This window comes from Mucilaginibacter sp. UYP27, from assembly GCF_040547175.1.
In the GTDB taxonomy this organism is placed as follows: domain Bacteria; phylum Bacteroidota; class Bacteroidia; order Sphingobacteriales; family Sphingobacteriaceae; genus Mucilaginibacter.
The window spans coordinates 414,043-426,827 of sequence record NZ_JBEPPE010000003.1 but is presented as its reverse complement, the minus strand read 5'-3'; the positions used below and the strand labels follow the sequence as shown (position 1 = coordinate 426,827).

General features: G+C 41.5%; 10 protein-coding genes. 6 read left to right on the top strand and 4 right to left on the bottom strand.

What is annotated here, in order from left to right:
- The first annotated feature begins 3 nt into the window (after window positions 1-3).
- On the top strand, window positions 4-1,119 hold the full coding sequence (locus ABIB39_RS13580) for a redoxin domain-containing protein (protein WP_354430700.1): 1,116 nt from the start codon (window positions 4-6) through the stop codon (window positions 1,117-1,119).
- A 103-nt stretch (window positions 1,120-1,222) separates the two neighbouring features.
- Entirely contained in the window at window positions 1,223-1,909 is a 687-nt protein-coding gene (locus tag ABIB39_RS13575) for a response regulator transcription factor (RefSeq protein ID WP_354430699.1), read from the top strand.
- A gap of 55 nt (window positions 1,910-1,964) precedes the next feature.
- Here the strand turns inward: ABIB39_RS13575 and ABIB39_RS13570 are convergent, their stop codons facing one another.
- The gene (locus ABIB39_RS13570) at window positions 1,965-2,534 is read right to left on the bottom strand and encodes a hypothetical protein (RefSeq protein ID WP_354430698.1); all 570 of its coding nucleotides are present in this window, start codon (window positions 2,532-2,534) and stop codon (window positions 1,965-1,967) included.
- Window positions 2,535-2,662: 128 nt separating this feature from the next.
- On the opposite strand from ABIB39_RS13570, the gene ABIB39_RS13565 reads away from it, so the two are divergent.
- Both ABIB39_RS13565 and ABIB39_RS13560 read left to right on the top strand, forming a co-directional pair.
- Entirely contained in the window at window positions 2,663-3,382 is a 720-nt protein-coding gene (locus ABIB39_RS13565) for an RluA family pseudouridine synthase (protein WP_354430697.1), read from the top strand.
- Window positions 3,383-3,468: 86 nt separating this feature from the next.
- A complete protein-coding gene (locus tag ABIB39_RS13560; RefSeq protein ID WP_354430696.1) occupies window positions 3,469-4,941 on the top strand; it encodes a tetratricopeptide repeat protein in 1,473 nt (490 codons plus the stop codon).
- A gap of 100 nt (window positions 4,942-5,041) precedes the next feature.
- Here the strand turns inward: ABIB39_RS13560 and ABIB39_RS13555 are convergent, their stop codons facing one another.
- On the bottom strand, window positions 5,042-5,479 hold the full coding sequence (locus ABIB39_RS13555; protein WP_354430695.1) for an RrF2 family transcriptional regulator: 438 nt from the start codon (window positions 5,477-5,479) through the stop codon (window positions 5,042-5,044).
- A 65-nt stretch (window positions 5,480-5,544) separates the two neighbouring features.
- Window positions 5,545-5,829: an Rdx family protein gene (locus ABIB39_RS13550; RefSeq protein WP_354430694.1), complete on the bottom strand. Its 285-nt coding sequence runs from the start codon at window positions 5,827-5,829 to the stop codon at window positions 5,545-5,547.
- Between the two features lie 120 nt (window positions 5,830-5,949).
- Here ABIB39_RS13550 and ABIB39_RS13545 point away from each other — a divergent pair, with 120 nt between their 5' ends.
- The gene (locus tag ABIB39_RS13545) at window positions 5,950-7,575 is read left to right on the top strand and encodes a carboxylesterase/lipase family protein (RefSeq protein ID WP_354430693.1); all 1,626 of its coding nucleotides are present in this window, start codon (window positions 5,950-5,952) and stop codon (window positions 7,573-7,575) included.
- Window positions 7,576-7,641: 66 nt separating this feature from the next.
- On the opposite strand, the gene lpdA is transcribed toward ABIB39_RS13545, so the two are convergent.
- The gene (lpdA, locus tag ABIB39_RS13540) at window positions 7,642-9,030 is read right to left on the bottom strand and encodes a dihydrolipoyl dehydrogenase (RefSeq protein ID WP_354430692.1); all 1,389 of its coding nucleotides are present in this window, start codon (window positions 9,028-9,030) and stop codon (window positions 7,642-7,644) included.
- 317 nt (window positions 9,031-9,347) lie between these two features.
- On the opposite strand from lpdA, the gene ABIB39_RS13535 reads away from it, so the two are divergent.
- The gene (locus ABIB39_RS13535) at window positions 9,348-12,668 is read left to right on the top strand and encodes a TonB-dependent receptor (protein ID WP_354430691.1); all 3,321 of its coding nucleotides are present in this window, start codon (window positions 9,348-9,350) and stop codon (window positions 12,666-12,668) included.
- Window positions 12,669-12,785 lie beyond the last annotated feature (117 nt).

Here is a 12,785-nt window from a genome sequence, read left to right as displayed (position 1 = left end):
ATCATGAAAAACCGTATTGTTACCTGCCTGGCATTTGTGGCAGCGTTCGCTATTTCGTCGTGCAAGGAAGCTACTACCTTTACTATATCGGGTAAGTTAGATAACCCGGGCAGTATTAAAAAAGTGTACCTGTTAGCTGCAGATAGCGCACAGGTAAGTATAATAGATTCAACGGATGTAAGCGCTGGTAAAGATTTCACCTTTAAACGGTCGGCACCTTACGCTAATTTGTATAAACTGCGAATTGGCGGTAATATTTATGATTTCGTTGCCAAGAACGGGGATGCCATTACTTTTAAGACAGATATCGCAAATGTTAATCACGAATACGAGATAAGCGGTTCCGAAACTTCCGAAAAAATCAAGGAGTTTAATAAAATAAGCAACATGTATGGTGCTAAAAACAGCAAACTATCTGACGAGTACACCAACAAATCCGCAGCGCTGGGTAAAGAGTCGGATTCATTGTTGAAGATATATATCCCGCAATTCCAGAAAAATATTGCTGATTACAGCACAGAGATATTAAAATTTGTTGGCGATAATAAAAAATCGCTTGCAGGTTTCTATGCAGCAACGTCATTAGATCAGTACAAATACGAGCAGCAAATGGTTGCTTACGCCGATGATATTAAGGACGAATTTAAAGATAACCCTGCCGTGCAAACCTTTTTGCGCCAAATGGCTGCTGTAAAACCGATCTCGGTAGGGCACAAAGCACCGGAGTTTACCATCAAGAGCATTGATGATAAGGAAGTGAAACTATCCGACTATAAAGGTAAATATGTGATGCTTGATTTTTGGGCGTCATGGTGTGGGCCTTGCCGCCAGGAAAACCCTAATGTGGTAAAGCAATACAAAATTTACAAAGATAAAGGCTTTAATATCCTGGGTGTTTCGTTGGATATCGAGAAAAAGGACTGGAAGCAGGCTGTCAACGCCGATGGCTTAAGCTGGACGCATGTATCAGATTTACAGCGTTTTGAAGGACCTACAGAAAAGCTCTATCATATTGAAGCTATCCCCTCAAATTTCATTATAGACCCACAGGGAAATATCGTTGCAAAAAATGTTACGGGTGCTGATCTTGAAGAATTTTTAAAGAAAACATTTAAATAACCTGAATTAAAGGTTAACTTATGATACTATTTAACAATTTGTTAATATTGGCTTAACCGTTAGCTTCTATTAAGCTTATACATTTATGCAAAATTAAATATACATGAGCACCAGCAAACAGAAGATATTAATTGTTGACGACGAGCCCGATATTTTAGAACTGATTGAGTATAACCTTAAGAAAGAAGGCTACCAGGTATATTCGGCACGTAACGGCCAGGAGGCCGTTGCCGAAGCCAAGCGTACTCAGCCCGATCTGATCGTTTTAGATATAATGATGCCCAAAATGGATGGCATAGAAGCATGCCGTATTATGCGCACCATGCCCGAGTTTAAAAACACTTTCATGGTTTTCCTTACCGCCCGCAGCGAAGAGTACTCGGAAATTGCCGGTTTTAACGTAGGTGCCGATGATTATATAGCCAAACCAATTAAGCCACGTGCATTAGTTAGCCGCATCAACGCCATTCTTCGCCGAAACGCACCACCGGAAGAAGTTACCGACAATAAACTTGAAATTGGCGATTTAGTGATAGATCGCGAAGCTTACCTTGTTTATAAAGCAGGTGCTAAAGTTGTATTAGCCAAAAAAGAATTTGAGTTACTATACCTGCTGGCCTCAAAGCCAGGCAAGGTTTATACTCGCGAGGTGATCCTGAAAAATATTTGGGAAGACTCGGTAGTGGTTACCAACCGCACCATTGATGTACACGTACGTAAACTGCGCGAAAAACTTGGAGACGATTGTGTATCTACCGTAAAAGGAGTTGGTTACAAATTTGAAGCATAATTAAAAAGCCTCCGTTGATAAACGGAGGCTTTTTTGTTTAAAATGGCTGAGGGGCTTATTTAGCCGCAGCAACTTTCTTTTTAGGAGTTGCTGCAGTTTTGGTAGTATTAGCTTTCGCCACTGTTGCTTTAGGTGCTGCTGCTTTTTTAACCGCAGCAACCTTGGTTTTTGCTTCGGTGGTAACGGCTTTTGCTTTTGTAGCCGCCTTAGCTTTTACTTCAGTAGCAGTTTTTTTAGCATTGGCAGTAGTAACCTTAGCTTTATCGGTAACCGCTTTAGCCTTGGTCGCGGCAGTAGCTTTTACAGCAGTTGCCTCTTTTTTAGCTTTGTCGGTAGTATCAGCAACTTTTTTAGCTACCGTTTCCTTTACAGCAGCCGCTTCTTTTTTAACACTGTCGGTAGTATCAGCAACTTTTTTGGCTACGGTAGCTTTAGCTGACGCAACTTTTTTAGTAGCAGTAGGCTTTTTAGTGGTTACGGATTCTTTAATGTCTTCTATCTTATCTTCTGCTTTGTCTTTCAGGTCTTCGGCAGTTTCTTTGGTGCCGTCCCAAAATTCTTCAATGGTTTCTTTTATCTTCTCGAAAAAGCCTTTTTCTTCGGGCTGTGTTTTTTTTGTGCTCATGTTGTTTTTATTTAGGTATATGATTGTTAGATATTTAACATTGAGGAATAAAATTTGTTTGAGCCTCTCGCTTGGGTAACATTAGTAAGGCCGTCGCAATTAAATTATTAACTGTATTTTTACCGGCTATGAAGTTTCCAAAGTTTGCCGACCTGATACTGTTTGAAGATGAAGATGTAATTGTGGTGAATAAACCGCCGTTCATCAGTTCGTTAGATGAGCGCGAGGGCGGCGAAATAAATATGCTGCGCCTGGCCAAACAATATACCGAAGATGCACAGATCTGCCACCGCCTTGATAAAGAAACCTCCGGGGCGCTAATTATAGCCAAAAATCCTGAAGCTTACCGTACAGTATCTATGCAGTTTGAAAAACGTAAGGTGAAAAAGGTTTACCACGCGGTTATTGATGGTACCCATGTTTTCGAGGAGTTACTTATAGATCTACCTATACTGAATGTAGGTAAGGGTAACGTTACTATTAGCCGCCAAGAGGGTAAGCGTGCCGAAACATGGTTCCAATCCTTAAAATATTTTAAACATTATACACTGGTTGAATGCCGCCCGGTTACCGGCCGCATGCACCAGATCAGGATCCACCTGGCTACCCAACGCGCTTCGATAGCAGGAGATGAGATGTACAAAGGCCTGCCTGTTTTCCTTTCTAAACTAAAACGTAAATACATTTTAGGTAAAGATCAAGAGGAACTACCTATCATGAAACGATTTGCCCTGCACGCCTATGAGGTTAGTTTTAAACTGCCATCTGGCAATGACATCACTGTGCACGCGCCGTACCCTAAAGATTTTGAAACGCTGCTTAAATTATTAGAGAAGTTTGACAGCTAAAAAAGGCATTTAAACTTGTAAAATTTATATTACGCAATTGTTTGTATTTACGGTTCTCTGTAGTAGATTTATAGGAAATAAACCGTATGCACAAAAAGCTTTACCTCATTATAGCTTTTATCTACTTAACTACCTGTGCTTTGCATGCGCAAAAGATAAGTATTAATAAAGATACGCTCGTAAACATTATTCAACAGCAAGATAAGCAAGCACAGCATAAACGCCTCGTAAGGTTTATAAAAACTTATATCCAGGGTGTAACCCCGGATGTTGCAACATGCGGAACGGACACTATTATAAGTTTATTTAATCGGTATAATTTAAACGAAAAAGACGCTTTTATAAACTTTATAAAGGGGCTATCTTCCAACAAAACGCATGATCTTACAGGTGCCGAAGCGTATATGCATAAGGCTGTTGAGGTAGCCCGCCGGCAAAATGACAGTTACCTGCTTTATCAATTTTTAAGCCACCTTAGTTTTATACAAACGGACAAAGGGGATTTTACCGGCGCTGTGCATAGCTACAGGATGACGAAAAGGGAGGCGCTGATATTAAATGATGATTACCTTCAGGCTTTGCTTGATGTTAACATATCAGATCTGTATTATAAGGCGAGCTTCTATAATCAATCTATAAGTTACCTTAATGAAGCGGAAAAGCTCTTAAGTAATGAAACCCCAAGCCGCAGAGCACCGCTTACCACCATTATCAGATACAATAAATCTGAAAACTATTTCAGGATGCGTAATTACGATTCGTTGAAAGCTTACCACGATAAATTGAGTGATACAAGCAATAGATCTTACAAAATATACACTTATAGACTCCGTACAGCTTATTATTTAAACTTACTTATGGGCAATTACTCTATTGCCATTAACCAGATCAATGAATTAAAAACCGATGCAAGATATGTGGCCAACGAGCTGGAGAACCAATACCTGGCTGACGCCTACTTTAGGAACGGCCAGTTAGATTCTTCAAAAGCCCTTATCATTAAGTTATTGGCTAATAGCACCGGTAATAACCACCCCGAAATAAGGTTTCATTTATATGAATTGCTGGCCCAGATAGCTGAAAAAAATGGCGATGCAAATGGGGCGGCAAATAACTATAAAATTGCATTGAAAGAATCGCATGAGAATAATGCCCGGATAACGCAGGTGGGTGACATCTCTTCGCAAATGAAGATAGATGAAACGGAGAACTCATACATTCAACGCACGGAGGCTTACAAACGCGAGCGGTTGTGGCTGATATTTACGGTTGTAGTGGCGGCGTTAATTATTGCGGCCATTGCGCTTATTTATCGCAACGTAACACAAAAACGCCATTACGAAAAATTGTTGTTTGCCGCTAAACGCGAAGAACTTGCCTTTATCAACTCGCACGAGGTACGCAGACACCTTACTAATATTTTAGGGATAATAGACATCCTTAAACACACTGATAATAAGCTGGAGGAATACGAGCAGATGGAAGAATACCTGCAAAAATCGGCATCCCTACTGGATGAATCGATCAAAAATATCTCCGAAAAGCTAAACGACGAATAGGGGGCTACGCCCTATTTACAAGAGAACTCAAAATCAGGGATTTTATTCGAAGTTTAAAATTTGACTTATTTGGAATTTAGCGGTTAGATTGAGAGATTGTTTAATCTAAACTTATCAAAGTGGTTTCGCGGCCAATAATATCCGCAACGCTGGTTTCAGATAATATTTTAAGTGTAGCATCGCGCACTTCAATAAATACATCGCGGATGCCACAGGTATGTTCCTGGTGGCACTCGTCGCAACGGTGGTAAAAGTTTAGGCTGGCGCAGGGAACCATGGCAATTGGGCCATCGGTAATACGCATAATGCTAACCAGGTAAATATCTTTAGGGTCTTTATTAAGGCTGTAGCCACCGCCAGCGCCTTTTTTGCTGTACAGATAACCCGCGTTCCTAAGATCAAGCAAGATCTGCTCCAGGAATTTTTTTGGGATCTTTTCCATCTCAGCAATCTTTGAGATCTGCATTGGCGGTTTATCCATGTTTTTGCCCATGACAACCAGTGCCTTTATCGCGTATTTAGTTTTTTTGGATAGCATTTATAAATATAACGAACAAAATTACATAAACAAATTAATACTACATAATATGTATGCATAGTAATTTATGTAGTGGATCTGTCAGAATGTCCCAGGTTTTTATCCGGGCAAATTACATCACGTACCAGTTGTTTAAGTTCCTTTATTTCGGGGAATCGGCCATGTTCTTTACGGTCGAAAATTACAGCCTCAGCTATCCTGATGTTGTATTTGCCTGGTGTTTCGCTGGGCTGCAGGGTAACGCCGTACACGTCATCGGTAAAGGTGGTGAGTAGTTCCTGGCCCATGTAGGCAGCGCGCAAAAGCCAGTTGCATTTTGGGCAATATTCTATAGTAATGGTGGGTTTCATTCGAGTGGGGTTAATGTAACATATTTGTATTCAATACGTCAATTAGACACAATAGTTGGTTGGTGGATATTTTTTGTTAATTTCAACAATCAAACACCAACCAATTATAAAACATATTTCATGAAAAAAATAACATTTTTTCTGCTACTGCAAGTTGCTTGTGCGCCATTGTTTGCTCAAAAAGGAGTACAAGTTAAAATCGAGAACGGCACAGTGGAGAGCGTTACCGAAAAATCGGGCGTAAACAGTTTTAAGGGAATCCCGTTTGCACAGCCACCAATTGGAGAATTACGCTGGAAAGAACCCAAGCCAGTAAATAGTTGGACCGGCGTGCGTAAGTGTGATGCCTTTGGTTACAATGCCATGCAGAAAAAGGTATTCGGTGATATGGGTTTCCGTACGCCCGGCATGAGCGAGGATTGCCTGTACCTTAATGTATGGGTGCCTGCAAAAGTATCAAAAGCCAAACTTCCAGTATTGCTCTACTTTTATGGTGGTGGTTTTGTTGCCGGCGATGGTTCTGAGGCGCGTTATGATGGCGAGAGCATGGCTAAACGCGGCATTATCACCTTAACAGTAAACTATCGCCTTGGCGTATTTGGCTTTATGGCACATCCCGAATTGACAAAAGAATCTGCACACCATGCATCTGGTAATTATGGTCTGTTGGATCAGAATGCCGCCCTGCGCTGGGTAAAGAAAAATATTGCTGCCTTTGGCGGTGATCCTGATAAGATAACCATAGCGGGCGAATCGGCAGGCTCTATGTCGGTATCGGCACAAATGGTGTCGCCATTATCAAAAGAGCTGATATCCGGCGCGATTGGCGAAAGTGGTGCTATGTTTAAACCGTTGGCACCTGTCGCACTTAACATTGCCGAAAGCAATGGCGTTAAGTTTAGCGAAAAAGCAGAGGCTAATACTTTGGCAGCATTACGCGCTATTCCGGCCGACCAGTTGTTGGACCTGGCTTCAAAGCCCGGCAACCCGCCAACGAGCTTTGTTATGGATGGCTATTTTTTCGACAAAATGCCATCAGAAACGTTTATGGCAGGCGAGCAGGCTAAAGTGCCTTTGCTGGCAGGATGGAACTCGGCCGAGATACCCTACCAGGCGGTAATGTATGGTAAAACGCCAAACCCCGAAAATTATGCAAGCCAAGTGAAATTGTTATATGCTGAAAAATCCGATGAGGTTTTAAAGCTTTACCCCGGTAGCACCCAAGAAGAGGTAATTAAGTCGGCTACAGAACTGGCCAGCGACAGGTTTATTGTATATGCTACCTGGAAATGGACCGATACCCATGCAAAAACCAGCGGAAAGCCGGTTTACAGATATGTGTTTTCGAAAGCCAAACCACCAGTCACTGCTGCAATGGCCAATTTAACCCCCGGGCTTGCAGGCGGTGTTAATAAGACTACCGACGCCGCGAAAACAAAAGGCCCGCAACCCTATAATGGTGCACCACATGCGTTTGAGATAGAATATGCAATGGGCAACCTTGCTACCAATAAGATGTACGCCTGGACTGCCGAAGACTACAAAGTATCGGCCACGATGGAAAGTTATTTCGCCAACTTTATAAAAACAGGAAACCCTAATGGAAAAGGTTTGCCAAAATGGGATGCTAACCTAAAAGGCGGCCCGGTAAACTTCATGAATTTAAATGTAAAAAGTATGCAGGAAAAAGAAAGCCCGCAACTTAAAGGCAGATATGTATTTTTGGATGGCGAGTATTCGAAATAGCTATTCGCCTAAAAGCATAAAAAAGCCGCTCTAATATCTCAGAGCGGCTTTTTTATGTGGTGGATATTACAAGTGTATTACTTCGCCGTAGGCATCAGCAGCAGCTTCCATTACAGCTTCGCTCATGGTAGGGTGAGGGTGTACAGATTTGATGATGTCATGACCGGTAGTCTCCAGCTTACGCGCCGTAACCACTTCGGCAATCATTTCAGTAACATTCAAGCCTAGCATGTGCGCGCCAAGGAACTCGCCGTATTTGGCATCAAATATCAGTTTTACAAACCCATCCTTAGCGCCGGCGGCACTTGCCTTACCCGATGCTGAGAATGGGAACTTACCAATTTTAACCTCGTAACCCGCTTCTTTAGCGGCTTTTTCTGTATAACCTACAGAAGCAACTTCCGGCGAGCAGTAAGTACAGCCCGGGATGTTGTTATAGTCTAAAGGCTCGGGGTTTTTACCCGCTATCTTTTCAACGCAGATGATCCCTTCGGCAGATGCCACGTGGGCAAGGGCCTGCCCTTTAACAATATCGCCAATAGCATAAACGCCTTCAACGTTGGTTTTGTAAAAATCATCAACCAATACCTTGCCTTTATCAGTTTTAACGCCGTTTTCTTCAAGGCCGATACCTTCTATATTGGTAGAAATGCCAATTGCAGACAATACCACATCGGCCTCGAGCACCTGGTTGCCGTTTGCCGTTTTAACATTCACGCGGCAACCTTCGCCATTGGTGTCAACAGATTCTACAGTAGAGCCTGTCATGATATTGATGCCCTGTTTTTTAAGGATGCGCAGCAAACCTTTTGAGATCTCTTCGTCCTCTAAAGGCACGATGTTATCCAGGAACTCAACCACGGTAACTTTTGTACCTATGGCGTTGTAAAAATAAGCAAACTCGATACCAATGGCACCCGAACCTACCACAACCATCGATTTAGGCTGCTTAGGCAGTATCATTGCCTGGCGATAACCAATTACTTTTTTACCATCCTGTTTAAGATTTGGTAATTCGCGCGAGCGGCCACCTGTTGCAATTATGATACTGGTAGCGGTAAAATCTTTAGTAGAACCGTCGCTTATTTTAACAGTAACTGTCCCTTTTGATTTTAGCGAACCGTAACCCATTATAACGTCGATCTTATTTTTTTTCATTAAAAACTGAACGCCTTTGCTCATGCCATCGGCTACGCCTCGGCTACGTTTTATAACGGCCTCAAAATTAACTTCGCCGCCATCAACTTTAATACCGTAATCGGCAGCGTGGTTTAAATATTCAAAAACCTGTGCGCTTTTTAATAAGGCTTTAGTAGGGATACAACCCCAGTTAAGGCAGATGCCCCCAAGTGATTCTTTTTCGACAATAGCGGTTTTTAAACCCAATTGCGATGCGCGGATAGCGGCAACATAGCCGCCCGGGCCCGAACCAATAACAATTAAATCGTAATCCATATAGTATGTATCTTTTATGATTTTGGAATGCCAAAGCTAATTAAAAAGCGGTGGAAATGAAAAATTGGAAAGTGATTTAAAAACAGAGCAGATAATATAATATAAATAGCTGTCAATCAAAAAGTTTATTGGAAAAATGACACATGTAATGTAAATATTACACCAGTAATTCATCAAAATTTCATTATTGCTTAAATAACATGTAAAGTGTTGTAAAATATATAATTATTGTTAACATTAACTTAATATACTAAATGAAGGCAATATATATCTTTGCATCATTAATTCACTTAACAGTTAAATTTAAAAAAACAAGTATGAGGAAGTTTTTACTCTTATTATTACTTACTGTATCCACGCTCTTTATACAAAAGAATGTGAATGCACAAGGTGTTACCACAGCATCTGTTAACGGTGTTGTCACCGATAAACAGGGTGGTATACCAGGTGCAACAGTTACCATTACGCATCAGCCTACAGGTACTGTGTATTCCACAGTTACAAGGGCTGATGGCCGCTATAACATCCCTAACTTAAGGGTTGGCGGTCCGTACTTATTCAAAGTAAGCTTTATTGGCTTTAAGGATTATGTACAGGAAAACATCACATTATCTATTGGCCAGGATCAAAGGATCTCTACCAAGCTTGAAGACAACACTACAAGTTTAGCAGAAGTAACCATTACCGGCGGCCAGGGTAAGGTTATCAACTCATCCCGCACAGGTGCCCGCGAAACCATTACCCGTTCACAAATTGAAAATTTGCCAACAATTAGCCGCTCACTGCAGGATTTTACAAAACTTACCCCGTCTGCAAATGGTTTATCTTTTGGTGGTCGTTCAAGCACTTATAACAACATTACTGTTGATGGTGCATTGTTCAACAACTCATTTGGTTTATCGGGTACTTTAGGTGGCCAAACCAACTCACAGCCAATTTCGTTAGATGCTATTGACCAGATCCAGGTTGACATTGCACCTTATGACGTACGCCAGGGTAACTTTACAGGTGCGGGTGTCAACACTGTAGTAAAGTCTGGTACAAACACTGTAAAAGGTACTGCTTACTATTTTGCACGTGGTTCGAAATTACAGGGTTACCATGTTGGCCCAACCAACCTTGGTGTAACTCCTGTTAACTATCACACAGATGGTATTGCAGTAGGTGGGCCAATTATCAAGAATAAATTGTTCTTGTTCGTATCCGGCGAGCAGGAAAGAATCACCCAACCGCCAAGCGCTGTATGGGTAGCTGGCCGTCCGGGCTTAAGTGGCGCAAACGTATCTAACGTACAAGCCGCTACGCTCGATGCCATCAAAACCAAATTAACAAGCCTTGGTTACGATCCGGGTGCTTACGAAGGTTACAACTACCAAACATCAAGTGATAAGGTAACCGTAAAGCTTGACTGGAACATCGACAAAAACAATACTTTAAGCGCAAAATATTTTTACCTTAAATCATTCAGGGATCAGCCGGCAAGTAACTCAGGTATTACTAACGCTGGTGTTGGTTTTGGCACAACCCGTGCACCGGGCCAGAACTCATTGCCGTTCATTGGTTCGGGATACACTATCAACAACAACTTTAACATAGGTATAGTTGAGTTAAACACCCGGATAAGTAATACCATGTCTAACAAGTTAACTGTTGGTTACTCTGCATTGAGAGATTATCGTAGCTTTTTAGGTAACGGATCGGTACCAATGGTTGATATCGGTAACGGTACTTCTGCTGCTGATGGTACAGTCATTACCGGTGCTAACGCGACCGCTACAAGTTTTGGTTCGGAGTTATTTACCGCAGGTAACCTGCTAAGTACAAATATCTGGCAGTTTGCTGATGATTTCACTGTTTACAAAGGCAGGCACGAAATTACATTAGGTACCAGCAATCAGATCCAAAGCTACGTGAACGGTTTCGCACCAGATTACAACGGCTTATACACTTATAATTCAGCATCAGATTTTATTAATGGTTTACCGGCTGCTGCTTATACCTTACGCTATTCTGCGGTAGGTAATGATTTCCCTTATGCAAAAATCAAGGCATCATTATACAGTGTTTATTTACAGGATAAATACACTGTTACTGATAACTTTAGGTTAACATATGGTATAAGGGCTGATTATGCGGCATTCCCTAATTCATTAGCCCCTAATGCTAACGCAGCTGCGTTAACCTTCCAGGGTGGTACACATGTTGATGTTTCTAAACTTCCTAAAAACCGTATCCAGATATCTCCACGTATCGGCTTTAACTGGGATGTTAAAGGCGACCAAACTACCCAAATACGTGGTGGTACAGGTTTGTTTACCGGCCAGGTTCCATTTGTATGGATCTCTAACCAGGCATCAAACAACGGTTTGTTATTTGGTTCATACACCATTGCTAAAGGTGTAGCCACAAACACACCGGCACAAAACGCTCAGTTGATCTTTAAACCGGACGTTAACGCTAACCGCCCTGCTGCAGGTGCTGCCAACTCATCTTATGAGTTAGACGTTACAGACCCAAACTTGCGTTATCCAAAAATATGGAGAACAAACCTTGCAATCGATCAGAAATTACCTGGTGGTGTTATAGGTACAATTGAAGGTGCTTACACTAAAGATCTTCAGGCTATCTATCACCAGAATCTTGTTCTGTCTGATAATTTTACTACACTTAAAGGTCCGGAAGGTCAGATCCGTTACGATTCAAAAAATACCACTGTGGGTACTGTAGCTAACCCAACAACCGCTACAAACCCTAATATTACCGGCTTATACTACCTTAAGAACACTAATAAAGGTTTCTCATACTTTATTACGGGCCAGTTACAAAAAAGCTTTACAAACGGTTTTGCAGCAAGTGCAGCCTACACATACACAAAATCTAAAGATGTTAACGACGGTGGATCAACCGCAGGTACTATCTGGAGTTCACGTTATGTTGCAGGTAACCCTAACGGCGATAACCTTTCTAACAGCTCATACGTACAGCCAAACCGTATCATAGCTACAGTATCTTACCGTAAACAATACTGGAAAAATGCTGCTACTACTGTTGGTTTAGTGTTTGAAGCATCTAACAATGGTGCGGTATCATACATCACCAGTGGCGACCCTAATAACGACGGTGCTACCAACGATTTGATGTACATTCCTAAAACATCTGCAGACATTATATTGGTACCTAACAATGCCCAGGATACCCGTACACCTGGCCAGTTATGGACCCAATTAAATAACTTTATTAGCCAGGATAAATATCTTAACGCTAACAGGGGTAAATTTGCTGAAAGAAACGGTGCTATATTACCGACTTACAAAAGACTTGATTTGCACGTTGCACAAGACTTTTATATCAACGTAGGTAAAAGCAAAAACACGTTAGAGTTTACTTTTGATGTTATCAACTTTGCTAACATGCTTAACAGGAACTGGGGTACATACCAAACTTCATTCACAGGCTTTAGCAACGGTGCATCAACAGTGTTAAGGTATGCAGGTACAAATGCCGATGGCAGGACTACTTATGCGTTCCCTTACTTAGATGCTAATAACGCTGTGCCTTTGCAGTCATCTTACAAAAATGATATTAACATTGCTTCTCGCTTCCAGGCGCAGATAGGTGTTCGTTACATCTTTAACTAATACGGCTTAGGCTTAATAAAAAAACCTCCCAATTCGGGAGGTTTTTTTATTATTAATTTTAAATATTTCTATACAAAGAAAGCCACTCAATTCGGGTGGCTTTCTTTGTATAGAAAT